Source organism: Streptomyces erythrochromogenes, from assembly GCF_040684695.1.
Lineage (GTDB): Bacteria > Actinomycetota > Actinomycetes > Streptomycetales > Streptomycetaceae > Streptomyces > Streptomyces erythrochromogenes_C.
Window position 1 is genome coordinate 219934 of record NZ_JBFBGM010000002.1, and the last position, 24123, is coordinate 244056.

Below are 24123 nucleotides of genomic sequence, written 5' to 3' on the forward strand. Positions count from 1 at the left end.
AGCGAGGGTAGTGCCTGTGATGCGGGGCTCATGCGCGCCCCGGGAGCCGAGTGGTTAGGCTCGGTCGATGTGAGCAGGCTCCAGGTGGTCAGCGGCAAGGGCGGCACCGGCAAGACCACGGTCGCCGCCGCACTCGCGCTTGCCCTCGCGCGCGAGGGCAGACGGACTCTTCTGGTGGAGGTCGAGGGCAGGCAGGGGCTCGCGCAGCTCTTCGGCGCCGAGGCGCTCCCCTACGAGGAGCGGAAGATCGCGGTGGCACCCGGCGGGGGCGAGGTCTTCGCGCTCGCCATCGACGCCGAGCGGGCGCTGCTGGACTACCTCCAGATGTTCTACAAGCTCGGCTCGGCCGGACGCGCGCTGAAGAAGCTGGGGGCCATCGACTTCGCGACGACCATCGCCCCCGGCCTGCGCGACGTGCTGCTGACCGGCAAGGCGTGCGAGGCGGTGCGCCGCAAGGACAAGGCGGGGCAGTACGTCTACGACCACGTGATCATGGACGCGCCGCCGACCGGGCGGATCACCCGGTTCCTGAACGTCAACGACGAGGTGGCGGGCCTGGCCCGGTTCGGCCCGATCCACAACCAGGCGCAGGCCGTCATGAAGGTGCTCAAGTCCCCCGAGACGGCGGTGCACCTGGTCACGCTGCTGGAGGAGATGCCCGTCCAGGAGACCGCGGACGGCATCGAGGAACTGCGCGAGGCGGGGCTGCCGGTCGGCCGGGTCGTCGTGAACATGGTCCGCCCGCACCATCTGGACGAGGACACCCTGCGCAGCGCGGCCGAGGACCACCGCGCCGGGGTCGCGAAGGCCCTGTCCCGGGCGGGCCTGGGCGGGGCGCGCCGCGGCGGACTCGCGGAGCGGCTGGTCGAGCCGCTGCTCGCGCAGGCCGCCGAGCACGCGGGCCGGGTGGAGCTGGAGCGCGCGCAGCGCACCGTACTGGCGGGCCTGGACCTGCCGACGTACGAACTGCCCCTGCTCGGGGCGGGGATGGATCTGGCCGGGCTGTACGAGCTGGCCAAGGAACTTCGGAAGCAGTCGGTGGCCGAATGAGCGAGGGGGTGGACACGGTGGGCCTGGACACTCCGCCGCGGCTGGCGGTCGACCGGCTGCTGGACGACCGGGAGACCCGCATCATCGTGTGCTGCGGGGCGGGCGGCGTCGGCAAGACCACCACGGCCGCGGCGCTGGGCGTACGGGCGGCCGCGCGCGGGCGGAAGGCGGTCGTGCTGACCATCGACCCGGCGCGGCGGCTCGCGCAGTCGATGGGGATCGACTCGCTGGACAACACCCCGCGCAGGGTCCGGACCGCCGGCGGGGACGGCGGCGGCGAACTGCACGCCATGATGCTGGACATGAAGCGGACCTTCGACGAGATCGTCGAGGCGCACGCGGACGGCGAGCGGGCCCGGGCCATCCTCGCCAACCCCTTCTACCAGTCGCTGTCGGCCGGCTTCGCGGGCACGCAGGAGTACATGGCGATGGAGAAGCTCGGGCAGCTGCGGGCCCGGGACGACTGGGACCTGATCATCGTGGACACCCCGCCGAGCCGGTCGGCACTGGACTTCCTGGACGCCCCCAAGCGCCTGGGGTCCTTCCTCGACGGGAAGTTCATCCGGGTCCTGATGGCTCCGGCGAAGGTCGGCGGCCGGGCCGGGATGAAGTTCCTCAATGTCGGCATGTCGATGATGACCGGCACCCTGAGCAAGCTGATGGGGGCTTCGCTGCTGAAGGACGTACAGACCTTCGTGGCGGCGATGGACACGATGTTCGGCGGCTTCCGTACGCGCGCCGACGCGACCTTCCGGCTGCTGCAGGCGCCGGGTACGGCCTTCCTCGTGGTCGCGGCGCCCGAACCGGACGCCCTGCGCGAGGCGGCGTACTTCGTGGAGCGGCTGGCCGCGGAACGCATGCCGCTGGCCGGTCTGGTGCTCAACCGTGTGCACGCAAGCGGCGCCGACCAGCTGTCCGCCGAGCGGGCGTTGGCCGCCGCAGAGAATCTTGAAGAAGGCGGCATTGTCGATCAGGAGTCCGGGAAAGCTGGACTTCGTGACACGGCCGCCGAACCCCCCGGCGCCGATGACGACACCGCCCCTGACGACATCACGGCCGTCGACCGGATCACGGCAGGACTACTGCGCCTGCATGCCGAACGCATGCAGGTGATCGCGCGTGAACAGCGCACGCGTGATCGCTTCACCTCACTCCACCCCGAGGTGGCGGTGGCCGAAGTGGCCGCCCTGCCCGGCGATGTGCACGACCTCGCCGGGCTGCGGGCCATCGGAGAACGACTCGCGGCCGGGGTGCCGGCCGGAGCGTAGGCGTTCGTACGAAGGTGGCGGCCGCGTGTTCTACCCGGCTGCCGCGTACGTCTCGTACGGAACGTCGATCTCCGCTTCTGCGTCCATTGCTTCCATCGCATCCATGGTGAGGATGCCCGTGCTGCGCTCGTACTCCGTACGGGCGGTTTCGAGCAGCCGTCGCCACGAGGTGACGGTGGGACGCCGGCGCAGCAGCGCACGTCGTTCCCGCTCGGTCATTCCGCCCCACACGCCGAACTCGACGCGATTGTCGAGCGCGTCGGCCAGGCATTCGGTCCGCACCGGACATCCGGTGCACACCGCCTTGGCCCTGTTCTGTGCCGCTCCTTGAACGAACAGTTCATCCGGATCGGTAGTGCGGCAGGCTGCCTGCGCACTCCAGTCGGTAACCCAGCCCATCCCGGCGCCGTCCTCTCCCGAATCGAGGCTCCCCCACGGCGGTAGCGGCATATTCACCGCTGCCAGTTGAGGACGTTACGGAAGGCGGGCACAGTGCAACACCCCCGACGGGCCCAATCTTGAATGGTCCGAACGGACTATGGGTAAGCGGCAGATCACCCGACGGAGTGATCCGGCGACATGCCCGACCATTCCGACGATTCGGGTGCAATCGGCGGATCCAGTTCACCGGGGCAGCGAGATTCGGACATCAGTCCACCCCATTCGGGAAGGGTGAAAATCAAGCCGAGGGGTTGATGTCGCACCGGACTGCTGTGACAGTTGGGGTCAGCTTAGGCCAAGGCATTCGCGTGTGTCCGGCGAATCAGAACGTAGGCTGCCCTCCATGGGAAAGAAGCGCTCGGGCGGCGGGCTCACCGGGAGCCAGCAGGCCGCCAAGTTCCTCGGGGTGTCCGTTCTCTCCGGAGTCGTGCTGGCGGGCATGGCGATTCCGGCTGCAGGGGCCCTGGGACTGGCCGCCAAGGGCACGGTCGAGGGATTCGACGAGATCCCGGCCAATCTCAAGACACCTCCGCTGAGTCAGCGGACCACGATTCTGGACGCCGAGGGTGGCTTGATCGCCACCGTCTATTCGCGCGACCGGCAGGTGGTACCGCTCACGTCGATCTCCCCGTACATGCAGAAGGCCATCGTCGCCATCGAGGACTCTCGTTTCTACGAGCACGGCGCCGTCGACCTCAAGGGCATCCTGCGCGCGGTCAACCGCAACGCGCAGGAGGGCGGCGCGGCGCAGGGCGCGTCCACGCTCACCCAGCAGTACGTGAAGAACGTGTTCGTCGAGGAGGCCGGCGACGACGAGACCAAGGTGCGCGAGGCCCAGGAGAAGAGCCTCGGCCGCAAGATCCGCGAGCTGAAGTACTCGATCCAGGTCGAGGAGGAGCTCGGGAAGAAGAAGATCCTCGAGAACTACCTCAACATCACCTACTTCGGCCAGCAGGCCTACGGCATCGAATCCGCGGCCCAGCGGTACTTCAGCAAGCCGGCCAAGGACCTGACCCTGGACGAGTCCGCGCTGCTGGCGGGCGTCGTGCAGTCGCCGAGCCGCTACGACCCGGTGAACGACAACCAGGAGGCGACGAAGCGCCGCAACATCGTCCTCCAGCGGATGGCCGACACCAAGGACGTCTCGCAGGCCGAGGCCGACGCGGCGAAGGCGAAGCCGGTCACGCTCAAGGTCACCAAGCCCAAGAACGGCTGCATCACGGCGGTCAAGGGCGCGGGCTTCTTCTGCGACTACGTGCGCAACTCCTTCCTGACCGACCCGGTCTTCGGCAAGACGCGCGAGGAGCGGGCGAAGGTCTGGAACCAGGGCGGCCTGACCGTGCGCACCACCCTGGACCCGCAGTCGCAGGACGCGGCCAACGAGTCGATCAAGGACCACGTCTACCAGGAGGACTCGATCGCGACGGCTGTGACCATGGTCCAGCCGGGCACCGGACGGGTGCTGGCGATGGGCCAGTCCAAGCCGTACGGCTTCGGCAAGAACGAGACGCAGATCAACTACTCCGTGGACAAGCGGATGGGCGGCTCGAACTTCGGCTTCCAGGTCGGCTCGACCTTCAAGCCGTTCATCGCCGCCGCCGCCCTGGAGCGGGGCATGCCCCCGACGAAGGTCTACGGGGCCCCGAACAAGCTCGACTACCCGAGCCCGATCTCCCGCTGCGACGGCTCGCAGTACGTCAACACCCGGAAGGAATCCGCGGAGAACGAGACCGAGGACGAGATCGGCCCGTACGCGCTGCGCACGGCGATGGAGAAGTCGATCAACACCTACTTCGTCGAGATGATCGGCGAGATCGGCCTGTGCCCGGTGTCGGAGATGGCGGCCAAGCTCGGCGTGGTGCCGGCGAGCGGCGCGAAGCTGGCCGACGGCCCCGCCATCGCGCTCGGCTCGGAGGAGATGTCCCCGCTGACGATGGCCAACGCGTACGCGACCTTCGCCAACCGCGGCGTCTACTGCACCCCGGTCGCCATCGAGTCGATCACCGACGCGCACGGCAAGGCGCTCGCGGTCCCCAAGAGCAAGTGCGAGCGGGCGATGTCGCAGAACACCGCCGACACCGTCAACACCCTGCTGAGCGGCGTGGTCGACTCCGGCACCGGTGAGCGCGCCGGCCTGACCGACCGCGACAGCGCGGGCAAGACCGGTACCACGGACTCCCGCTACAACGCCTGGTTCGTGGGCTACACCCCGAACGTCTCCGGCGCGGTGTGGGTCGGCTCGGGCGGCGCGAAGAAGATCACGATGGAGAACATCACGATCGGCGGCCGGTCCTACGACAAGGTCTTCGGCGGCGGCCTGCCCGGCCCGATCTGGAAGGACGCCATCACGGGCGCCCTGTCCGGCCGTGAGGCCCTGCGCTTCACCACGGTCCACATCGCCGAACCGAACGTCCCCTCCGGCGGACCCCGCGGCAACAAGCCGTCCACCAACCCGAGCCGGCCCGGCAAGCCCGGCGGCGACGGCAAGCCCGGCGGCCAGACGGGCGGCCAGACGGGCGGCCCGGGCGGCGGAGCCACGGGCGGCGGAGCCGGCCAGCCGGACAACCCCTTCCCCGGCCTCCCGGTCGACCCGGGCACGGTGATCGGCGGCGCCGACGGCCCGTAGCCGTAGCGGTCGGCACGCGGTCGCTACGCCGCGGCAACAAGCAAGAGGGAGGCCTCAGCCGGATCGGCTGGGGCCTCCCTCTTGTCGCTTGTCTCTTGCCCCTCGTGGGGGACTTAGGAGAGCGCCTTCTTCACGGCGGCGGCGACACGCCCGCCCTCCGCCAGACCGGCGACCTTCGGGTTGACGATCTTCATGACGGCACCCATGGCCCGCGGCCCCTCGGCACCCGCCGACCGGGCCTCCTCGACGGCCTCCGCCACGATCCCGGCGAGCTCCTCGTCGGAGAGCTGCTTGGGGAGGTAGGTGTCCAGGAACTCACCCTCGGCACTCTCGCGCGCGGCCTGCTCGGGACGACCACCCTGCGCGAAGGCCTCCGCGGCCTCACGGCGCTTCTTCGCCTCCTTGGCGATCACCTTGAGGACTTCCTCGTCGGAGAGCACACGGGCCTCCTTGCCCGCGACCTCCTCCTTGGTGATGGCGGAAAGGGTCAGGCGCAGCGTGGACGAGTGCAGTTCGTCGCGCGCCTTGATGGCGGTGGTGAGGTCTTCCTGGAGCTTGGCCTTGAGCGTGGTCATGCAGGTGAGTGTGCCAGGTGCGGGGACGGTGGCGCTCACCTGTTTTCCCGTCTGCGACGATGGGTCCATGCGTGCGCGTTACGGAGTACCACTGAAAGCGGCTGCCGGAATCGCTGCGGTGGGGGCCGCGGGTGTGGCCTACGCCGCCGGTTTCGAGGCGCGGTCCTTCCGGCTGCGCCGGGTCACGGTGCCGGTGCTTCCCCGGGGGATGCGCCCTCTGCGCGTGCTCCAGGTCTCGGACATCCACATGGTCGGCGGGCAGCGCAAGAAGCGCGCCTGGCTGCAGTCGCTGGCCGGTCTGCGCCCCGACTTCGTGGTGAACACCGGCGACAACCTCTCGGACACCGAGGGCGTCCCCGAGGTCCTCGACGCCCTGGGTCCGCTGATGAACTTCCCCGGCGTGTACGTCTTCGGGTCGAACGACTACTACGGGCCGCGGCTGCGCAATCCCGGGCGCTACCTGGTCGAGAAGGTCCAGGGCCGGCACGGGCTGAACGGCAACAAGCCGGTCGTCGGCGCCGTGCACAACCCGTGGGAGGACCTGCGGGACGCCTTCGACGCGGCGGGCTGGCTGAACCTCACCAACACCCGGGCCCGGATGAAGCTGGAAGGGCTGGAGCTGGCCTTCACCGGCCTCGACGACCCGCACATCAAGCGGGACCGCTACGAGAGCGTCGCCGGCGGACCGGAGGCGGACGCGGACTTCTCGCTCGCCGTGGTGCACGCGCCGTACCTGCGGGTCCTCGAGTCCTTCACCGCCGACCGGTACCCGCTGATCCTCGCGGGCCACACCCACGGCGGACAGCTGTGCATCCCCTTCTACGGGGCGCTGGTCACCAACTGCGACCTGGACACGGACCGGGTGAAGGGGCTGTCCACGCACGAGGCGGCGGGCCACCGCTCCTACCTGCACGTCTCGGCCGGCTGCGGCACCAACCGCTTCACCCCGGTCCGCTTCGCCTGCCCCCCGGAGGCGACGCTCCTGACGCTGGCCCCGAAGGAGTAGGGCCCCGCCGCCCGCTCCGCGAAAACCGGATTTCGTCTCCGGCGAGAGGTCCGCTAAAGTAATCGATGTCGCCAGGACAGCAACACTCCAGGGCGACGATCGGGGTGTAGCGCAGCTTGGCAGCGCGCTTCGTTCGGGACGAAGAGGTCGTGGGTTCAAATCCCGCCACCCCGACAGAGAAACACCAGCTCAGGGCCGGTCTCCTTCCGAGGAGGCCGGCCCTGACTGCTTCTCCCAGACCTCTCGGGAGAATCCTGGGAGAAATCTCCCCCGATGCGGCCCCTCCGCCACGGCACGCGAAGATCAGCGCATGGAAGAGCTGCTGCAGTTCCTTGCCTCACGCATCGACGAGGACCGACGCCAAGCGGCCAATGAGGTCGGCAGCGGAAGCCTCCTCGACAGCCACCTGCTCTTGCTCGCTGCTGTCGAGACGCTGGCAAGCGAGTACAGAGGCATGGCGGACCCCTGGGACGGTCGCACGCACGGCTTCTCCGATGCCCTTCGCATCCTGGCGCAGGCGTACACGGCACACCCCGCCTACCGTGAGGAATGGCGACCGTAGGCCGCCGTCAACGAGACCCAGCCTGGCCGTCGGCAGCGAGCAGCGCGTCCAGTACGGCAACAGGCGACCCTGGCGACATCCGGCGGCGAGCCGCGAGCGACTCCGCCCAAATCAGTCCTTCGACCAACACGACACCCCCCTACACATCAACGGACAAGAAGCCCAGCATAGGAACCGACCTCCCACCGATGCATCCGAACTACCAACCTCGCGCCCGCCTGCCGCGACGTCAGTGGCCGACGAGCCTGCTACGCCACGCGAACTGGACGCGGTCGCGCCCATGGGTCTAGGAGGCCCTTCCTGCGTTTTTCGGGGCCCTTCAGAAGGGGCGGGGCGACATGATGTGGGGCTCTGCTGCCGGGGCCTCGAAGACGCAGCGGGGGATGCCCGGGCCCGGGGTGGCGCGGACGGAGACCTTCGTCGGGGGGTCCGTCGGGAGCTCGACGCGGACGGTCACGGGGTGGTCGTGGTGGGTCGTCGCGTGGCCCGTCTCCTTGCCGTCGACCAGGACCTCGACGACCGCGGTGCGGCCGGTCTGGACCGTGGCACTGACGGAGTGGCCCGCGTGGTCGATGTGGAAGTGATGCCGCCGCCTCATGAGACCGCCTCCCGCCGCTGCGCCCCCACCTCCAGGGTAGCCAACACCCCCTAGAAGCTCTCGTGGAGCGCGGCCAGTTCCGTGCGGGCCAGGGACGGGAGGTCCTGGGCGGGGGCCGCCGCGGCCAGGGCGTCGAGGTGGTCGAGGACCGCCGCGACGGTGGTGAAACGGCCGACCGGGCGGAGCAGCCAGAGGCGGCCGCGGGGGCGTGGCGGGAGGCCGAGCGCGGCGAGGGCCTCGTCGGCCTCCCGGTCGAGGCCCCGCAGGTCGGGCTCGGGGAGCGGGGCGCACTCCACGCCGGTGATGCGGCCGTGGCCGTCGAGTGCGGTGTCCACGGCCCAGTGGGTGGAGCGGTCGGGGATCCAGGTGCGGGCCGCCGGGGGCCAGACGTACGGGAGGAAGACCCAGCGCAGGTCCTCGGGGGCCGGCTCCCAGCCGAGCACCTCCAGCTCCCGCATCTCGGGCAGCTGGTCCGCCTCCAGTTCGCTGCGTCCGGTGCGGCGCTGTGCGAGCGGGTGCGGTGTTCCGTCCTCGTCCCACGACATGCGGGCACGCTATCCGAAGCGGTGGCCGATCCACGTGACCTGCGCCGCGGGCGCCCGCGTCACGCGTCCAGGGGGTTGGCCGCGATGCGGGCGGCCGCGCCGTTCGCGACGTAGGCGGCGGCCGCGCAGGCGGGCTTGCGCCGCGCCTGGTCCTTGACGAGAGCGGTGAAGACGGGGCCGAAGCCGGCGCGCGGGTGGGCGGCGAGGAGACGGGACGTGAAGGAGGGGTCGAACTCGGCGAGGCGCAGGCCGGAGACGTCGGCGCTGGTGCCCACCTGGAGGAGGTGGCTCTCGGCGTCCTCGGCCGCGTCCACGTCGTCCCGCATGTGCAGGACGATGATCTCCTCGGCGCGGGCGCGGCGGTCCGCCGGCCAGCCCAGGCCCGCCGTCAGGACGCGGGCCACGTGGCCGCCCGCCTCCTCGAAGGGCAGGGTGTGGCTGTCGAACGGCGCGGTCAGGCCCAGGTCGTGCAGGAGGGCCGCCACGTAGAAGAGCTCCCGGTCGTACTCCAGACCGTGGTCCTGCGCGTACCGGGCGCCGAAGGCGTAGGAGCGCACGGAGTGGTTCAGGAGCGCCGTGTCCGCGTACTCCGACGCGATCTCCAGGGCGGCTCGGGCTGAGTTGGTGTCAAGCGTCCACGTCATGGCACGTCAGCGTAGGCGGGGGCGGAAGTCGACGTCCGACGGGGGCTCGCCGGGCCAGGACAGCCGGGTGGGGGCGGGCGGGGTCTCGGCGAGGACGGAGCCGCGCGAGACCACGTACCGAGGCCGCACCTGGCGGCGGATCGCCTCCTCGGGCGAGGGCGCGGGCAGCAGGACGAAGGAGGCGGGGGCGCCGGCGGTGATGCCGTACTCGTCGGCCCCGAGGCCGAGGACGCGCGCCGCACGGTCCGTCACCATCGAGAAGGCCACCGGGATGTCGTCGGCGCCGGTGAGCTGGGCGGCATAGAGGCCGACGAGGGCGGTCTGGAGCGGGTTGGCGGTGCCGAGGGCGTTCCAGGGGTCCATCACGTCGTCGTGGCCGAAGGCGACGTTGACCCCGGCCGCCAGCATCTCCCGGACCTGGGTGAGGCCGCGCCGCTTGGGGTAGGCGTCGAAGCGGCCCTGGAGGTTGAGGTTGGCGAAGGGGTTGGCGACCAGGTTGATGCCCGAACGGGACAGCAGCCGCTGGAGCTTGAAGCTGTAGGCGCCGTTGTAGGAGCCCATGGCCGTGGTGTGGGAGGCGGTGGCCCGCTCGCGCAGCCCCGAGCGCAGGGCCAGGGTGGCCAGTACCTCCACGAAGCGGGACTGCTCGTCGTCGATCTCGTCGCAGTGGGCGTCCACCCGCAGGCCGTGCTCCTCTGCCAGCGCGAAGGCGGTCCGCAGGGAGGCGACGCCGTCCTCGCGGGTGTCCTCGAAGTGCGGGATCGCGCCGACGACGTCCGCCCCGCGGGCGACGGCCTCGCGCAGCAGCGCCTCGCCGTCGGGGAAGGAGACGATGCCCTCCTGCGGGAAGGCGACGATCTGCAGGTCCATGACGTCCCGCACCCGGTCGCGCACCTCCGCCAGCGCGTCGAGCGCGGTGAGGGAGGGGTCGGTGACGTCGCAGTGCGTACGGACGTGCAGCACGCCCTGGGCGGCCTGCCAGCGCAGCACCTCGGTGGCCCGCCCGATCACGTCCTCGCGGGTCAGGGTGCGCTTGCGCTCGCTCCAGCAGGCGATGCCCTCCCACAGGGTGCCGGAGCTGTTGGGCCGCGGCTCGCCGGCGGTCAGCGCCGTGTCGAGGTGGATGTGCGGTTCGACGAAGGGCGCGGTCAGCAGCCCGCCGTGCGCCTCGATGAGCACGCCGGTGGCCGGCGGTTCCTTCTGGTCGTCGTGGGGGAGGACCCGCGCGATGCGGCCGTCCTCCCCGACCTCGACGTCGGACAGGCCTGGTGTGTGGAGCAGCCGGGCGCCCCGGACGATCATCCGCATGGCGCCAGCGTACGGACGGGCGCGGGCGGAAGCGGGCGACCGCGCTGGTTCGGCCGCCGGTTCGGCCGCTGGTCCAGTCGCTGGTTCAGCCGCGCTTGGCCTGGGCCTTCTGCTGCATGCCGCGCGTCTTGGCCGCCGTGGAGTGCGGGTCCTTGACCGCGGCCTTCGCACGGGCCTCGGCGGCCGTGTTCTTGGCCATGGCGCGTTCGGAGTCCTGGTGCATGTGGTGGCCGGTGCGGGCCTTCTTGGCCATGATCGTTCCTCCTTGGAGTACGGGTTCCACTGTGCGCCCGTTCGGAGCAGTCGGCATCCCGGGGGCCGCTGCGGCAACAATGGGCGCATGACCAGCGACAGCGAGATCACCCCCGAGACTCCCGACTGGGAGAAGAGGTTCCGTGCGCCGCGCGTCGGGCTGCCCGAATGGGCCGAGGACGCCCCGGACCGTTCGCTCTTCGTCTCCAACGCGACCGGCACCTTCGAGCTCTACGCCTGGGACCGCGCCACCGGCGTGCAGCGGCAGGCCACCGACCGCCCCAACGGCACCACCGACGGCACCCTCTCCCCCGACGGCGAGTGGATCTGGTGGTTCTCCGACACCGACGGCGACGAGTTCGGCACGTGGGTGCGCCAGCCCTTCGCGGGCGGCCCCGACGAACCGGCCACCCCCGGCCTGGAGCCCTCGTACCCGGCGGGGCTGGCCATCGGGCGCGACGGCACCACCGTCGTCGGGCGCTCCACGGACGAGGACGGCTCGACCATCCACGTGGTCCGCCCCGACGGCTCCGAGCCCGTGGTGGTCTACCGGCACCGGGAGTCCGCAGGCGTCGGCGACCTGTCGTACGACGGCACGCTCCTGGCCGTCGAGCACACCGAGCACGGCGACGCCATGCACTCCGCCCTGCGCGTGCTCACCCTCGACGGGGCCACCGTCGCCGAGCTGGACGACTCCCGCGGCGGGACCGAGGAGCTCGGTCTGGAGGTGCTCGGCTTCGCCCCGGTCGCGGGCGACACGCGGCTGCTCATCGGCCACCAGCGGCGCGGCCGCTGGGAGCCGCTGGTGTGGGACGTGGCCGCCGGCACCGAGCAGGAGCTCGCCATCGACCTGCCGGGCGACGTCAGCGCCGAGTGGTGTCCGGACGGCTCCGCGCTGCTGGTCGCGCACAGCTTCGAGGCGCGCAGCGAGCTCTGGCGCTACGACCTGGCCGCGGGGGAGCTCGTACGCGTGGACACGCCGCCGGGGACCGTGTCGGGAGCCACCGCGCGACCCGACGGGACGGTGGAGTACCTGTGGTCCTCGGCGGCCGAGCCCTCGGCGGTACGGTCCACCGCGGGCGGCGTCGTCCTGGACCCGCCGGGGCTGCGGCCGCCGGGCTCGGTGGCCGTGGAGGACGCCTGGGTGGAGGGTCCGGGCGGCCGGATCCACGCGCTGGTGCAGCGCCCGGCGGGCCACGGCGAAGGCCCCTACCCGACGATCTTCGAGATCCACGGCGGGCCGACCTGGCACGACAGCGACGCCTTCGCCGCGACGCCGGCGGCCTGGCTGGACCACGGCTTCGCGGTGGTCCGGGTCAACTACCGGGGCTCGACGGGCTACGGCCGCGAGTGGACCGACGCCCTCAAGCACCGGGTCGGCCTGATCGAGCTGGAGGACATCGGGGCGGTCCGCGCGTGGGCGGTGGCGTCGGGTCTCGCGGACCCGGAGCGGCTCGTGCTGTCGGGCGGCTCCTGGGGCGGGTACCTGGCGCTGCTGGGCCTGGGCACGCAGCCCGACGCCTGGGCGGTGGGCCTGGCCGCCGTACCGGTCGCGGACTACGTGACGGCCTACCACGACGAGATGGAGGCGCTGAAGGCCCTGGACCGCACCCTCTTCGGCGGTACGCCGGAGGAGGTCCCGGACCGGTTCGAGGTGTCCTCCCCGCTGACGTACGTGGACGAGGTGAAGGCGCCGGTGCACATCGCGGCCGGCGTGAACGACCCGCGCTGCCCGATCCGGCAGATCGACAACTACGTGGACCGGCTGGCGGCGCGCGGGGCGGTGCACGAGGTGTACCGGTACGACGCGGGGCACGGTTCGCTGGTCGTGGAGGAGCGGATCAAGCAGGTCCGGATGGAGCTGGAGTTCGCGCTGAAGCACCTGCCCGCCCGACCCTGAGGACCGGTGGCCGGTGCACCCCCCGTACCGTGGTGGGGTGCACCGGTTTCTCCTGACCCCGCGCTGGTGGGGGATCAACGTCTTCGTCGCGCTCGCGGTCCCCTTCTGCCTGTTCATGGGGTCCTGGCAGCTCGGCCGGTTCGAAGCGCGTGTCGACAGCCACCGGGAAGCGACCGCCGAACGGCCCGCCGACCAGGTGGCCGCCCCCCTGGACTCGCTGCTGCCGGTCGACACGGAGACCTCCGGACGACTGGCTTCCGCGTCCGGGGAGTACGCCGAGCAGATGCTGGTGCCCGAGCGGCGGCTGGACGGCGCGTCCGGCTTCTACGTCCTGACGCTGCTCAGGACCGACTCCGGCAAGGCCCTCCCGGTGGTCCGGGGCTGGCTGCCGGGCACGGCCGACCCCGCGAAGGCGCCGGCCGCGCCGACGGGCCGGGTCGAGGTGACCGGGGCCCTGCAGGCCTCGGAGAACTCGGGCACGAAGGGCGTCCACGCCCAGGGCGGTCTGCCCGCCGGACAGCTCGGCGTGATCGCCGCGGCCACGCTGGTCAACCTCGTCCCGCACGAGCTGTACGACGCCTGGCTGACGGTGCAGACCCCGGTGGACGGGATGCTCCCGGTGCCCGCGCAGGCGCCGACCAACACCGGACTGGACCTGAAGGCCTTCCAGAACCTCGGCTACACCGGCGAGTGGTTCGTCTTCGTCGCCTTCGTGCTCTTCATGTGGTTCCGGCTCTACCGCCGCGAGGTGGAGACGCTCCGCGACGCGGAGGCGGGCCTGCTCGACCCGGCCGACCCGTCCGCCCCGGCCGATCCCGCCGACCCGGCGGACCCGGCCGCGCAGGATCAGTCGTCGACCGGGATCGCACCCGTCCGGTAGACCGTGCCGCCGCAGGCGTCGGGGATCGACGTCCGCGTCGTCGGGGCGCCGCTCGTGACGGGGGTGTGGGACACCTCGACGACGCTCGGCGCCTGGGGCGTGCCCGTCTGGGGCTCCGACGCCGCCCCGCTGCCGGGATCGCCCGACGTGCCCGCCGAGCCGGTCGGCGGCGGCTTGGTGCCCCCGTCCGCGCCGTTCGCCGCGCAGGGCTCGCCCGGCGGCACCCACGCGAAGCGGACCTCGTAGGACTTGTTCGGCGGCAGCACCACCACCGAGGCCTCCGCCGACGGGTCGGGCAGCAGCCCGCTGCCCGGGCCGCCCGCGGTGTGCCCGACCACGGCGACACCGGAGCCCGGGACCAGCGTCGCGACGGGCGCGGAGGCCGCGGTCACGGTGTCCCGGCCGGTGACGGCGCAGCCCTGGGAGGAGACGTTGGTGACCCGGAAGCCGCCTGCCACCCGGCCGTCGCCCTCCGGGTTGCGCACGAAGCCCACGACGCCCAGCTGCTCGGCACCGCATCCGGGCACGCCGGGGGCGGAAACCGGCGGCAGCGGTCCCGTGCCCGCCGCCGGACCGGCTCCGGAACCGGCCGGTCCGCCCGAGGCTCCGGTGCCCGCCGGGCCCGAGGTCGAGCCGCCGGCCGTGGCGCCGCCCTGCGAGGGGTCCGGCTGCCCGGTGGCGCCGCCCGCGGCGGGGGAACCGCTGTGGGATCCGGCCTTCGGGTAGGCCCCGTATCCGTTCTGGTGCGGGTCGGACGCGCCGCCCTGATGGTCGCCGGCGTGCGCCTCGTGCCCGGCCATGGCCTGGCGGTCCGCGGCGGTCCCCTCGCCGCCCGCCAGGTGCACGGCGGTCGGGATCGCGGTCCCTGCGAGCAGCGCGGCCGCGGCCGCGCCGACGACGGCCCGGCGCCTGCGGGCCCGGCGCCTGGCCGGGACGGCGTGCAGGATCCGCTCCAGCGCGTCCTCGGAGGGCTGCAGGCCCTCGACGGCCCCGTGCAGGAGGATCCGGAGCTCGTCCTCGCCGGCCTCGCCGGCCGGCGCCGTGTGGTCGTCCCTCATGACTGCGCAGCCTCCATCGCCACCCGCAGCGCGGCAATGCCCCGCGATCCGTACGCCTTGACCGAGCCGAGCGATATCCCCAGCGTCTCGGCGACCTGGGCTTCCGTCATGTCCGCGAAGTAGCGCAGCACGAGCACCTCGCGCTGGCGGCGCTGGAGTCCCCGCATCGCCTTGATCAGGTCGTCCCGTTCCAGCTGGTCGTACGCGCCCTCTTCGGCGCTCGCCATGTCGGGCATGGGCTTCGACAGCAGCTTGAGGCCGAGGATGCGCCGGCGCAGGGCGGAACGCGAGAGGTTCACGACGGTCTGGCGCAGGTACGCCAGGGTCTTCTCGCGGTCGCGGACCCGGTTGCGCGCCGAGTGCACGCGGATGAACGCCTCCTGCACCACGTCCTCGCAGGAGGCGGTGTCGTCCAGGAGCAGCGCGGCGAGGCCGAGGAGCGAGCGGTAGTGCGCCTGGTAGGTCGCCGTGAGGTGGTCGACGGTGGTGCCGGGCACCACCTCGGCCGTCTCGTCCTTGCCGGTCGCCTCAGCCTCGGCGCTGTCGCGCTGCGGGGGCACGAGGCCGCCCGGAACCGGATCGGCGGACCGTGCGGGGGCCTCCGGGGTCCCCGTCGGCGGGACGGGAACGATCACGGGGAGACCGCCGCCGGGTGTGCGCAAATCCCGGCGCGGCGGGAGGATCCCCGTGCGTGCCGGTAGGACGGCGAGTTCGAGCAGTGCCTCTGCCACGCCTGTAGGACACGCGTCCCCCCGTCAGGGTTGTACGCGCGTGGAAGCCTCACCGGAGAAATCCGTATTGCGCTCATGCGTACCCGCTCTTCCCGATTGCCCCGTCCAGCGAAACGGCAGTCGGGCCATCACCTTGATCAAGGGATCGGCACCGATCCTACAAAGCGAATTACGCAAATTCACCTGCGATCAGTTCCGCGATCCGCGTGGCATTCAGCGCCGCCCCCTGGCGGAGATTGTCCGCGCACACGAAGAACTCCAGCGCGTAAGGGTCGTCGAGCGAGGCCCGCACCCGCCCCACCCAGGCCGGATCCGTCCCGGCGGCGTCCACGGGGGTGGGGAACTCCCCCGCCGCGGGATCGTCCACGAGCACCACGCCGGGCGCGGCCTCCAGGATCTCCCGCGCGTGGGCGGACTTCACCTCGTTCTCGAATCCGGCGCGCACCGTCAGCGAGTCACCGGTCAGCACCGGCACCCGGACGCAGGTCACCGACACCGGGAGGGTGTCCAGCTGGAGGATCCGGCGGGTCTGCGCCCGTACGGCCAGCTCGTGCGAGGACCAGCCGTCCTCGTTCAGCTCGCCGCACCACGGCACGACGTTGAGGGCCAGGGGGGCCGCGAAGGGGCCGGTGTCCTCACCCACGGCACGGCGCACGTCGCCCGGCTGCTCGCCCAGGGAGGTGCCGGCGACCAGCGACAGCTGGCGGCGCAGGGCCTCGCTGCCGGCCCGGCCGGCCGAGCTCGCCGCCTCGTACGTGGAGACGGCCAGCTCGGTCAGTCCGTACTCGGCGTGCAGCGCGCCCAGGGCGGCGATCATCGCGGCGGTGACGGTGTCCGGGGCCGCGACGATCCCGCGCGGCCGGATCCGCGCCGCGTGGGCGTTGATCTCGGGCACCACGAGCGGCACCTCGGGATCCTCCCGGAAGGCGGCGGACTGGTCGACGACGACCGCGCCGCGCGCGGTGACGACGGGCGCCCACCGGGCCGAGACCTCGGCCGGGGTCAGGAAGAGCGCGACGTCGCCCGGCCCGAGGCCGTCGAAGGCGTCCTCGGTGAGGGCGAGCACCTCGCACTCCTGCCCGCGCACGGACAGCATGCGGCCGGCCGAGCGCCCGGAGGCGATCAGGCGTATGTCGCCCCAGACGTCCGCCCGCTGGGACAGCATCCGGAGCAGGACCGAACCGACTGCTCCGGTCGCCCCGACGACGGCGAGTGCCGGAGCCGGGGTCGACCGGGCGGCGGTCATCGTCCGGTGCCTCCGTAGACGACGGCCTCGTCGCTGTCGGAGTCGAGGCCGAAGGCCGTGTGCACGGCGCGGACGGCCTCGTTGACGTCGTCCTGGCGGGTCACGACCGAGATGCGGATCTCCGAGGTGGAGATCAGCTCGATGTTGACGCCCGCGTCGGACAGCGCCTGGAAGAACGAGGCGGTGACGCCCGGGTTCGTCTTCATTCCGGCGCCGACCAGGGAGATCTTGCCGATCTGGTCGTCGTAGCGCAGGGAGTCGAAGCCGATCGCGCTCTTCGCCTTCTCCAGGGCGTCGATGGCCTTGTGGCCCTCGGCCTTGGGGAGGGTGAAGGAGATGTCGGTGAGGCCCGTCGAGGCCGCGGAGACGTTCTGCACGATCATGTCGATGTTGATCTCGGCGTCCGCGATGGCGCGGAAGATCGCCGCGGCCTCGCCCGGCTTGTCCGGGACGCCGACGACCGTGATCTTGGCTTCGGAGACGTCGTGAGCGACTCCGGAGATGATGGCGTGCTCCACCTGCGCGTCCCCTTGCGGATTCTCGTTGCTGACCCAGGTACCCGGAAGTCCCGAGAAGGACGAACGGACGTGGATCGGGATGTTGTATCGGCGTGCGTACTCGACACAGCGGTGCAGCAGCACCTTGGAACCGGAAGCCGCCAGCTCCAGCATGTCCTCGGAGGAGATCCAGTCGATCTTCCGGGCCTTCTTCACGACGCGGGGGTCCGCGGTGAAGACGCCGTCGACGTCGGTGTAGATCTCGCAGACCTCGGCGTCCAGCGCCGCGGCGAGCGCCACGGCGGTGGTGTCCGAGCCGCCGCGGCCCAGGGTGGTGATGTCCTTGGAGTCCGCGGACACGCCCTGGAAGCCGGCGACGATGGCGATGTTGCCCTCGTCCAGCGCGGTGCGGATACGGCCCGGCGTGACATCGATGATGCGCGCTTTGTTGTGGACCGAGTCGGTGATGACGCCTGCCTGGCTACCGGTGAACGACTGGGCCTCGTGGCCCAGGTTTTTGATCGCCATGGCCAGCAGGGCCATGGAGATCCGCTCTCCGGCGGTCAGCAGCATGTCGAATTCGCGCCCGGCAGGCATCGGGGAAACCTGCTCGGCGAGATCGATCAGCTCGTCCGTCGTGTCGCCCATCGCGGACACCACGACGACCACTTGGTGGCCGTTCTTCTTGGCGTCCACGATTCGCTTGGCGACGCGCTTGATGCCCTCGGCATCGGCTACGGAGGAGCCTCCGTACTTCTGCACGACAAGGCCCACGTGCGCTCCTCGCTCAGTCCGTCTCATTGCTGGTGCAGTCTAACGAGCGACCGGGATCCGACCGCCTCGTACCACATCATGAGACGAAAAGATCAGAGTACGGGTTCCCGCGCCGGACGATCACTTGCGGCCCAGGCCGCCGAGTTCCTCCGCCATCACCTGTCCGGCCTGCTCCGCGAGATCGTCCTCGGTCAGGTCCTCGTCCGTGTCCAGGCCGTCCAGGGCCGCCAGCGGCTGGTTCAGGCGCACGTGCGAGATCAGGGACTGGAGCGCGCGCAGCGTCGCCGACGCCGTCGGACCCCAGTTGGTGAAGTACGAGAACTGCCACCACCACAGCGCCTCCGTGATGCGGCCCGCCTGGTGGTGGATGAGGCCGTGCCGCAGATCGGCGACCACATCGGCCAGGTCGTCGGAGATCCGGTGGGCGACGGGGGCCTTGCGCGGCTCGTACGGGTCGAAGACCTCGGAGTAGACGTCGACCGGCTCCAGCATGATCGCGAACCGCTCGCGCAGGTCGTCGACGTCGGGCTCCGGGCCGAGGTCGGGCTCGTAGCGCTCGTCGGGCAGCACGTCCTGGTACGCGCCCAGCCGGCCGCCCGCCAGCAGCAGCTGGGACACCTCCAGGAGGAGGAAGGGCACCGCGCTGTCGGGGTCCTCGCCCTTGGCGACCTCGGTGACCGCGACGATGAACGACTCGATCTGGTCCGCGATCGAGGCGGCGAAGTCGTCCGGATCCTGGCCGAGAGCGTGCAGCGTTGCGTCAGACATCGAGAAGTCGCCTTCCTTCAAAGGCCCGCCCCAGCGTGACCTCGTCCGCATACTCCAGATCTCCCCCTACGGGGAGCCCGCTGGCCAGGCGGGTGACCTTCAGGCCCATGGGCTTGATCATGCGGGCGAGGTAGGTGGCGGTCGCCTCGCCCTCCAGGTTCGGGTCGGTGGCGAGGATCAGCTCGGTCACCTCGCCGTCCGCCAGGCGCGCCAGCAGCTCGCGGATCCGCAGGTCGTCCGGGCCGACGCCCTCGATCGGGCTGATCGCTCCGCCGAGGACGTGGTACTTGCCCCGGAACTCGCGGGTCCGCTCGATCGCGACCACGTCCTTCGGCTCCTCGACGACACAGATGACCGTCGTGTCCCGGCGCGGGTCGCGGCAGATGCCGCACCGCTCCTCCTGCGCCACGTTCCCGCACACCGCGCAGAACCGGACCTTGTCCTTGACCTCCAGCAGCGCGTGCGCGAGGCGGCGGACGTCGGTGGGCTCGGCCTGCAGGATGTGGAAGGCGATCCGCTGCGCGCTCTTGGGCCCGACGCCGGGCAGCCTGCCCAGTTCGTCGATCAGGTCCTGGACCACGCCTTCGTACAACGGACTGCCTTCTTTCGCTTTCGCCGGATGGGATCGGAGGGGGGGGTGGGACGGAATCGGAGGGGAGAGGTCCGGGGGAGGGTACTGCTAGAACGGCAGCCCGGGAATCCCGCTGCCGCCGCCCAGGCCCTGCGCGAGGGGTCCCAGCTTCTGCTGCTGGAGCGCCTGCGCGTTCTCGCCCGCGGCCTGGACCGCCGCGACCACGAGGTCGGCGAGCGTCTCCGTGTCCTCCGGGTCCACGGCCTTCGGGTCGATCACCAGCGCGCGCAGCTCACCGGAGCCGGTGACGGTCGCCTTGACCAGGCCGCCGCCGGCCTGGCCCTCGACCTCGGTCCGCGCGAGCTCCTCCTGCGCGGCAGCGAGGTCCTGCTGCATCTTCTGGGCCTGCTGGAGCAGCTGCTGCATGTTGGGCTGGCCACCACCGGGAATCACAGGGCACTCACTTCCTACGTCGCTGCCGTCGGGACCTCCGCGACCCCGAGACCTTCGGAACGCTTGGTCAATCCGAGCCTACGTGCTCCCCGGGCGCCGCGCCCTACGCCGTGAGGACCAACTCTTTCGAGTGAGAGTCGGGGCGTGCGCGTACCTGATGGAGACCTCCTTGCGAGCGGAAAACCCGGGATTCGTTGTCCATCGCCCGTCATTCGAAGGTAGGAAGAGCATGCGCATCATTGCGCACACGCGCACCACCACACGTCAGCGCAGGCAGAGGGAGTGCCGGGTGAGCCAGCCGGAGATGCAGCCCGAGGGGCCACCCCGGGATCCCCGGGAGGAAGGCGGCGGGGCGATGGCGGCGGGCGATCTGACCGGCCGGCCCTTTCCCCTCGGGGACTGGGGGGAGCCCGCCGAGCGGCTCGACGAGCTCTACCGGCGGGTCGAGGCGGACGCGCTGCGCACGGCCGAGTGGTATCTGTCCGACCGGGCGTGGAAGCGCCGCGGGGCGCGCGTACTGCGCGTCGGCGCGGCCCTGGGCGCCATCACGGGCGCCGCGATGCCGGTGCTGGAGCTGACGGGCTCGGCGCCGGGCGGATCGACGTACGGATACCTGGCGCTCCTGCTGGGCGCGGCCGCGCTGGCCTGCGACCGGTTCTTCGGACTGACCTCGGGCTGGATGCGGGACGTGGCCACGGCCCAGGCCGTGCAGCGCAGGCTGCAGACCCTCCAGTTCGACTGGGCCTCGGAGAACGTCCGAGAGGTGCTCGGGCCCACCGAGGGCACCGCCAGCGAGGCCGCCGAGCGCTGCCTGAACGTGCTGCGCCGCTTCTCCGAGGACATCACGGAGCTGGTGCGGTCGGAGACGGCCGACTGGATGGTGGAGTTCCGGGCCGGGCCCGCGCCGCTGGTGATGCAGTCGCTGGGGGCCTCCGGGGCGCGCGGCGCGGACGCGTACATCCCGCCGGCCCGCTTCCCGCTGCCGCCGGGCACCCGCCCGAACATGCCGCGCCAGCGGCCCCCGGAGCAGCCCCGCTGAACCTGTGGAGGGGGCGGGGCGCTGCCGCTCCGGCTCCGGCCCCAGCCCCGGCTCCGGCTCCCGCCCCGGCCCCGGCCCCGGATGACCCGTAGGCGCCCGGTCGGGCTCAGCTGAAGATGATCATCGAGCCCTGTCCGAGACTGCGCGTCGCCGCCGCGTGCAGACCCAGCCAGACGTGCCGCTCCCGGGCGAAGGGGCTGCCGTCGTACGGGATCGGTCCCGCCGGCTCCTCCAGAGACGTCGGCCGTCCCGGCGGCGCCGGCGCCGCGGGCGGGTTCCCCGGGTCTATCCCGATGGCGGGAGCGACGAACACCAGCTCCCGCAGGAGCCCCTGCGCGGACCCCAGCGGTCCGCCTCCGGCCAGCAGCTCCTCGTTCGCCAGGGGCGCCGGGAAGTCGACGGGCACGTAGGCGCCCGCGTGGTCGTAGTGCCACACCAGGTGCGACTGCTGCGCGGTGGGCTCGAACATCTCCAGCAGCTGTTCGTAGTCCCCGCCCAGCTCGTCCACCGGGGTCACCGGCAGGCCGCAGAGCTGGAGCAGGTAGGCCCGTCTCAGGAAATGCAGGGCGTCGTAGTCGAAACCGGCGACCGGGGCGACGTCCCCGCTCAGACCCGGCATGTACGCGAACACGGGCACGGACGGGAGTCCGGCCTCACCCAGCGCCTTGTCGTACGAGGCGATCTCTTCCGCGAAGGGGTTGTCGGGGCTGTGGCACAGCACGTCGACAAGGGGGACCAGCCACAGGTCACAGGCCACACGGCCTCCGATCAGTCGTTGTCGCCGATCAGGCCAGCGTAGTGCGCCGGACACCCTCCGCGAAGGGGTGCGCAGAACTGGGGCCGTCCTGCAGGTCGGGCCGGGCTGCCGGTCGGGCCGCTGCGCCGGTCGGGCCGGGCTCTCGGGCGCCTCCAGGGCTCGCGGGCGGCTCAGAGGCGCGGAGTCGAATCAGAGGCGCGCGGCCCAGGCCAGCGCGTGCTCGTTGTAGCCGTGCACGATGCGGCGCACCGCGTCGGCGTCCGCCAGGGTCACGGCGTCCACCAGGTCGCCGTGCCCGTCCCAGAGGGCTTCGCGCAGCTGCGGCTCGCGCTGGAGGTGGGGGACGGCGAAGACCCAGCACTGCACGCGGATGCGGTGCAGGAACTCGGTGATGTAGGTGTTGGCGACCAGCCCGCTCAGTTCCCGCCAGAAGCGCAGGTCGTAGCCGATCAGCACCTCCAGGGAGCCGCTCCGGGCCGCCCTGCGGGCCTCCTCGCCCCGGCGGCGCACGGACACCAGCAGTTCGCCGGAGCCGGGGGTGGTGCCCTGTTCGGCGAGCCGGCGGAAGATGCCGTCCACGACCAGCGAACGGGCCTCGATCATGCCGCGGAAGTCCTCGACCGTGAAGATCCGGACGCGGAAGCCCCGGTGCTGGACCAGTTCCAGCAGCCCCTGGGCCGAGAGGTCCACGAGCGCCTCGCGGACCGGGGTCGCGGAGACCTCGTACTGCTCGGCTATCTGCTTCACGGTGAACTCGGTCCCCGGAGGCAGGCGTCCCGCGAGCACCTCGTCACGCAGCGCGTCCGCGATCTGCTGGCGAAGTGTGTTGCGGGTGACAGCTCCGCTGCCTGGCATAGGGGTCCGTCTCCTGTCGTAGAGCTCCGGACACCATAGGCCAGACAGCGAGGCCGAAACCGGTCGGTTGGTAGGGGTTCTGTGTGGATCCGCCCCGGGGCCGGGGCGAGGATCACACCGGTGCGAACCGGCCACCGGCAGCGCCACCGCCGGCGGCCGCGGTTCCTACCGCGCGGTGGTGTGGCGGTCGGCGACCGTCAGCGCGTCGTCCAGCAGGGCCAGGCCCTCCTTCGCCTCCGCCTCCGTGATGGTGCAGGCGGGGACGACGTGGGTCCGGTTCATGTTGACGAAGGGCCACAGTCCGGACGCCTTGCAGGCCGCCGCGAACTCGGCCATCGGCGCGTTGTCCGCACCGGCCGCGTTGTACGGGACGAGCGGCTCGCGCGTCTCCTTGTCCCGTACGAGCTCCAGGGCCCAGAAGGCGCCGAGGCCGCGGACCTCGCCGACCGAGGGGTGGCGCTCGGCGAGCTCGGCGAGCGCCGGGCCGATCACGTTGTCGCCGAGGTGGGCGGCGTGCTCGACGACGCCCTCCTCCTCCATCGTGTTGATCGTCGCGACGGCGGCGGCGCAGGCCAGGGGGTGGCCGGAGTACGTCAGTCCGCCCGGGTAGGGGCGGGTGGCGAAGGTCTCGGCGATGGCGGCGGAGATCGCCACGCCGCCGAGCGGCACGTAGCCGCTGTTGACGCCCTTGGCGAAGGTGATCAGGTCGGGGGTCACGTCCCAGTGGTCGGCCGCGAACCACTTGCCGGTGCGGCCGAAGCCGGCCATGACCTCGTCGAGGATGAAGACGATGCCGTGGCGGTCGCAGAGCTCGCGGACGCCCGCGAGGTAGCCGGCGGGCGGGACCATGATGCCCGCGGTGCCCGGCACGCTCTCCAGGATGATCGCCGCGATCGACTGCGGGCCCTCGAAGGCGATGGTGTCGGCGAGGTGGGCGAGGGCGCGCTCGCACTCCTCGGCCTCGGTGGTCGCGTGGAAGGCGGAGCGGTAGAGGTAGGGGCCCCAGAAGTGCACGACGCCGGCGGCCGCCGTGTCGGAGGGCCAGCGGCGCGGGTCGCCGGTCAGGTTGATCGCGGCGGCGGTGGCCCCGTGGTAGGAGCGGTAGGTGGAGAGCACCTTGGCGCGGCCCGTGTGCAGACGGGCCATGCGGACGGCGTTCTCGACGGCCTCGGCGCCGCCGTTGGTGAAGAAGATCTTGTCCAGGTCGCCGGGGGTCCGCTCGGCGATGAGGCGTGCGGCCTCGGAGCGGACGTCCACGGCGAAACCGGGCGCGAGGGTGCAGAGCCGCGCGGCCTGCTCCTGGATCGCGGCGACGACCTTGGGGTGCTGGTGGCCGATGTTGGTGTTGACCAGCTGGGAGGAGAAGTCGAGGTAGCGCTTGCCCTCGTAGTCCCAGAAGTACGAGCCCTCGGCTCCCGCGACCGCGAGCGGGTCGATCAGGGCCTGGGCGGACCAGGAATGGAAGACGTGCTTCCGATCTGCGTCCTTCACGGCGGCAAGGGTGTGCGGGGTGGCATGAGGGGTCATGACGTCACGCTAGAAGTGCGCAGGTGGGGAGGGATATCGGCGGACTGTATGGGGGTGGCGGGCCGGTCTCGGCAGTCTGTCTGCGCCACCGGTGCAACCGCTCCACGTCTTGACAGCATCCTGTCGTTATGACAGTCTCTTGTCATAGGGGCTTTTCGTGGAAGTGGTGGAAGTACTCGCACCACGAGCACC

The 24123-nt window shown here is 71.6% G+C and carries 25 protein-coding genes and 1 tRNA gene; 9 read left to right on the forward strand and 17 right to left on the reverse strand.

Going from position 1 to position 24123, the window contains the following annotated elements; translation table 11 throughout:
* Positions 1–69: 69 nt before the first annotated feature.
* Both bagA and bagB read left to right on the forward strand, forming a co-directional pair.
* Positions 70–1050: an ATPase BagA gene (bagA, locus tag AB0O53_RS04995; protein ID WP_350990004.1), complete on the forward strand. Its 981-nt coding sequence runs from the start codon at positions 70–72 to the stop codon at positions 1048–1050.
* Positions 1047–2318 carry an ATPase BagB gene (gene bagB / locus AB0O53_RS05000; RefSeq protein ID WP_365193293.1) on the forward strand — a complete coding sequence of 424 codons (1272 nt, stop codon included), beginning with the start codon at positions 1047–1049 and terminating at the stop codon, positions 2316–2318. Before bagA ends, bagB begins: the two co-directional genes overlap by 4 nt.
* A gap of 30 nt (positions 2319–2348) precedes the next feature.
* On the opposite strand, the gene AB0O53_RS05005 is transcribed toward bagB, so the two are convergent.
* Positions 2349–2717, reverse strand: a complete 369-nt coding sequence (locus AB0O53_RS05005; RefSeq protein WP_350990008.1) for a WhiB family transcriptional regulator — start codon at positions 2715–2717, stop codon at positions 2349–2351.
* 385 nt (positions 2718–3102) lie between these two features.
* On the opposite strand from AB0O53_RS05005, the gene AB0O53_RS05010 reads away from it, so the two are divergent.
* A complete protein-coding gene (locus AB0O53_RS05010; RefSeq protein WP_365193295.1) occupies positions 3103–5385 on the forward strand; it encodes a transglycosylase domain-containing protein in 2283 nt (760 codons plus the stop codon).
* 113 nt (positions 5386–5498) lie between these two features.
* Here AB0O53_RS05010 and AB0O53_RS05015 read toward each other — a convergent pair whose 3' ends face one another.
* Positions 5499–5960, reverse strand: a complete 462-nt coding sequence (locus AB0O53_RS05015) for a GatB/YqeY domain-containing protein (protein ID WP_350990012.1) — start codon at positions 5958–5960, stop codon at positions 5499–5501.
* A gap of 67 nt (positions 5961–6027) precedes the next feature.
* Here AB0O53_RS05015 and AB0O53_RS05020 point away from each other — a divergent pair, with 67 nt between their 5' ends.
* From AB0O53_RS05020 to AB0O53_RS05030, 3 genes are all read left to right on the forward strand, one after another.
* Positions 6028–6966, forward strand: a complete 939-nt coding sequence (locus AB0O53_RS05020) for a metallophosphoesterase (protein ID WP_350990014.1) — start codon at positions 6028–6030, stop codon at positions 6964–6966.
* Between the two features lie 100 nt (positions 6967–7066).
* A tRNA-Pro gene (locus AB0O53_RS05025) sits at positions 7067–7140 on the forward strand.
* Positions 7141–7276: 136 nt separating this feature from the next.
* A complete protein-coding gene (locus AB0O53_RS05030; protein WP_125539969.1) occupies positions 7277–7528 on the forward strand; it encodes a DUF6221 family protein in 252 nt (83 codons plus the stop codon).
* 319 nt (positions 7529–7847) lie between these two features.
* Here the strand turns inward: AB0O53_RS05030 and AB0O53_RS05035 are convergent, their stop codons facing one another.
* The 5 genes from AB0O53_RS05035 to AB0O53_RS05055 all read right to left on the reverse strand — a co-directional run bounded on the left by AB0O53_RS05035 (position 7848) and on the right by AB0O53_RS05055 (position 10876).
* Positions 7848–8126 carry a hypothetical protein gene (locus AB0O53_RS05035; RefSeq protein ID WP_350990016.1) on the reverse strand — a complete coding sequence of 93 codons (279 nt, stop codon included), beginning with the start codon at positions 8124–8126 and terminating at the stop codon, positions 7848–7850.
* Between the two features lie 50 nt (positions 8127–8176).
* Positions 8177–8671, reverse strand: coding sequence for a DUF5956 family protein (locus tag AB0O53_RS05040; RefSeq protein ID WP_365193299.1), 495 nt, complete (start codon positions 8669–8671; stop codon positions 8177–8179).
* Positions 8672–8730: 59 nt separating this feature from the next.
* The gene (locus AB0O53_RS05045; protein WP_365193301.1) at positions 8731–9315 is read right to left on the reverse strand and encodes an HD domain-containing protein; all 585 of its coding nucleotides are present in this window, start codon (positions 9313–9315) and stop codon (positions 8731–8733) included.
* 6 nt (positions 9316–9321) lie between these two features.
* Positions 9322–10623: a cytosine deaminase gene (codA, locus tag AB0O53_RS05050; RefSeq protein ID WP_350990022.1), complete on the reverse strand. Its 1302-nt coding sequence runs from the start codon at positions 10621–10623 to the stop codon at positions 9322–9324.
* Between the two features lie 85 nt (positions 10624–10708).
* Positions 10709–10876: a hypothetical protein gene (locus AB0O53_RS05055; protein ID WP_158714733.1), complete on the reverse strand. Its 168-nt coding sequence runs from the start codon at positions 10874–10876 to the stop codon at positions 10709–10711.
* Between the two features lie 87 nt (positions 10877–10963).
* On the opposite strand from AB0O53_RS05055, the gene AB0O53_RS05060 reads away from it, so the two are divergent.
* Together AB0O53_RS05060 and AB0O53_RS05065 are read left to right on the forward strand one after the other, a co-directional pair.
* Complete coding sequence (locus tag AB0O53_RS05060) at positions 10964–12775, forward strand: S9 family peptidase (protein WP_350990024.1); 1812 nt, start codon at positions 10964–10966, stop codon at positions 12773–12775.
* A gap of 37 nt (positions 12776–12812) precedes the next feature.
* On the forward strand, positions 12813–13655 hold the full coding sequence (locus AB0O53_RS05065) for an SURF1 family protein (RefSeq protein ID WP_365193304.1): 843 nt from the start codon (positions 12813–12815) through the stop codon (positions 13653–13655).
* Here AB0O53_RS05065 and AB0O53_RS05070 read toward each other — a convergent pair.
* The 7 genes from AB0O53_RS05070 to AB0O53_RS05100 form a co-directional block, all read right to left on the reverse strand.
* On the reverse strand, positions 13622–14713 hold the full coding sequence (locus AB0O53_RS05070) for a hypothetical protein (RefSeq protein WP_350990028.1): 1092 nt from the start codon (positions 14711–14713) through the stop codon (positions 13622–13624). The genes AB0O53_RS05065 and AB0O53_RS05070 overlap by 34 nt on opposite strands.
* Positions 14710–15444 (reverse strand): SigE family RNA polymerase sigma factor, encoded by a 735-nt coding sequence (locus tag AB0O53_RS05075; protein WP_435886591.1) that lies wholly within the window; start codon positions 15442–15444, stop codon positions 14710–14712. Before AB0O53_RS05075 ends, AB0O53_RS05070 begins: the two co-directional genes overlap by 4 nt.
* A gap of 169 nt (positions 15445–15613) precedes the next feature.
* A complete protein-coding gene (locus AB0O53_RS05080; protein WP_365193306.1) occupies positions 15614–16690 on the reverse strand; it encodes an aspartate-semialdehyde dehydrogenase in 1077 nt (358 codons plus the stop codon).
* Positions 16687–17961: an aspartate kinase gene (locus AB0O53_RS05085; RefSeq protein ID WP_046777819.1), complete on the reverse strand. Its 1275-nt coding sequence runs from the start codon at positions 17959–17961 to the stop codon at positions 16687–16689. Before AB0O53_RS05085 ends, AB0O53_RS05080 begins: the two co-directional genes overlap by 4 nt.
* Positions 17962–18081: 120 nt before the next feature.
* Positions 18082–18729 carry a DUF5063 domain-containing protein gene (locus tag AB0O53_RS05090; RefSeq protein ID WP_031147547.1) on the reverse strand — a complete coding sequence of 216 codons (648 nt, stop codon included), beginning with the start codon at positions 18727–18729 and terminating at the stop codon, positions 18082–18084.
* Positions 18722–19321: a recombination mediator RecR gene (gene recR, locus AB0O53_RS05095; protein ID WP_030010802.1), complete on the reverse strand. Its 600-nt coding sequence runs from the start codon at positions 19319–19321 to the stop codon at positions 18722–18724. The genes AB0O53_RS05090 and recR overlap by 8 nt, the downstream gene beginning before the upstream one ends.
* 87 nt (positions 19322–19408) lie before the next feature.
* Positions 19409–19753: a YbaB/EbfC family nucleoid-associated protein gene (locus AB0O53_RS05100; protein WP_078556344.1), complete on the reverse strand. Its 345-nt coding sequence runs from the start codon at positions 19751–19753 to the stop codon at positions 19409–19411.
* Positions 19754–20042: 289 nt separating this feature from the next.
* Between AB0O53_RS05100 and AB0O53_RS05105 the strand changes: the two genes are divergently transcribed.
* Positions 20043–20792, forward strand: a complete 750-nt coding sequence (locus tag AB0O53_RS05105; protein WP_350990035.1) for an SLATT domain-containing protein — start codon at positions 20043–20045, stop codon at positions 20790–20792.
* Positions 20793–20898: 106 nt separating this feature from the next.
* On the opposite strand, the gene AB0O53_RS05110 is transcribed toward AB0O53_RS05105, so the two are convergent.
* The 3 genes from AB0O53_RS05110 to AB0O53_RS05120 form a co-directional block, all read right to left on the reverse strand.
* Positions 20899–21549 (reverse strand): putative DNA-mimic protein, encoded by a 651-nt coding sequence (locus AB0O53_RS05110; protein ID WP_350990037.1) that lies wholly within the window; start codon positions 21547–21549, stop codon positions 20899–20901.
* Between the two features lie 189 nt (positions 21550–21738).
* The gene (locus tag AB0O53_RS05115; protein ID WP_350990039.1) at positions 21739–22404 is read right to left on the reverse strand and encodes a GntR family transcriptional regulator; all 666 of its coding nucleotides are present in this window, start codon (positions 22402–22404) and stop codon (positions 21739–21741) included.
* A 165-nt stretch (positions 22405–22569) separates the two neighbouring features.
* Positions 22570–23931, reverse strand: coding sequence for an aspartate aminotransferase family protein (locus tag AB0O53_RS05120; protein WP_365193309.1), 1362 nt, complete (start codon positions 23929–23931; stop codon positions 22570–22572).
* Positions 23932–24123 lie beyond the last annotated feature (192 nt).

Excerpts from the sequence above, each read along its gene's own strand:
- AB0O53_RS05080 (WP_365193306.1), bottom strand. The coding sequence starts at position 16,690 with ATGACCGCCGCCCGGTCGACCCCGGCTCCGGCACTCGCCGTCGTCGGG.
- AB0O53_RS05020 (WP_350990014.1), top strand. The coding sequence starts at position 6,028 with ATGCGTGCGCGTTACGGAGTACCACTGAAAGCGGCTGCCGGAATCGCT.
- AB0O53_RS05035 (WP_350990016.1), bottom strand. The coding sequence starts at position 8,126 with ATGAGGCGGCGGCATCACTTCCACATCGACCACGCGGGCCACTCCGTC.
- AB0O53_RS05040 (WP_365193299.1), bottom strand. The coding sequence starts at position 8,671 with ATGTCGTGGGACGAGGACGGAACACCGCACCCGCTCGCACAGCGCCGC.
- AB0O53_RS05030 (WP_125539969.1), top strand. The coding sequence starts at position 7,277 with ATGGAAGAGCTGCTGCAGTTCCTTGCCTCACGCATCGACGAGGACCGA.
- AB0O53_RS05090 (WP_031147547.1), bottom strand. The coding sequence starts at position 18,729 with ATGTCTGACGCAACGCTGCACGCTCTCGGCCAGGATCCGGACGACTTC.
- AB0O53_RS05045 (WP_365193301.1), bottom strand. The coding sequence starts at position 9,315 with ATGACGTGGACGCTTGACACCAACTCAGCCCGAGCCGCCCTGGAGATC.
- AB0O53_RS05060 (WP_350990024.1), top strand. The coding sequence starts at position 10,964 with ATGACCAGCGACAGCGAGATCACCCCCGAGACTCCCGACTGGGAGAAG.
- bagB (WP_365193293.1), top strand. The coding sequence starts at position 1,047 with ATGAGCGAGGGGGTGGACACGGTGGGCCTGGACACTCCGCCGCGGCTG.
- codA (WP_350990022.1), bottom strand. The coding sequence starts at position 10,623 with ATGCGGATGATCGTCCGGGGCGCCCGGCTGCTCCACACACCAGGCCTG.
- AB0O53_RS05055 (WP_158714733.1), bottom strand. The coding sequence starts at position 10,876 with ATGGCCAAGAAGGCCCGCACCGGCCACCACATGCACCAGGACTCCGAA.
- AB0O53_RS05010 (WP_365193295.1), top strand. The coding sequence starts at position 3,103 with ATGGGAAAGAAGCGCTCGGGCGGCGGGCTCACCGGGAGCCAGCAGGCC.
- AB0O53_RS05120 (WP_365193309.1), bottom strand. The coding sequence starts at position 23,931 with ATGACCCCTCATGCCACCCCGCACACCCTTGCCGCCGTGAAGGACGCA.
- AB0O53_RS05005 (WP_350990008.1), bottom strand. The coding sequence starts at position 2,717 with ATGGGCTGGGTTACCGACTGGAGTGCGCAGGCAGCCTGCCGCACTACC.
- AB0O53_RS05015 (WP_350990012.1), bottom strand. The coding sequence starts at position 5,960 with ATGACCACGCTCAAGGCCAAGCTCCAGGAAGACCTCACCACCGCCATC.
- AB0O53_RS05115 (WP_350990039.1), bottom strand. The coding sequence starts at position 22,404 with ATGCCAGGCAGCGGAGCTGTCACCCGCAACACACTTCGCCAGCAGATC.
- AB0O53_RS05070 (WP_350990028.1), bottom strand. The coding sequence starts at position 14,713 with ATGAGGGACGACCACACGGCGCCGGCCGGCGAGGCCGGCGAGGACGAG.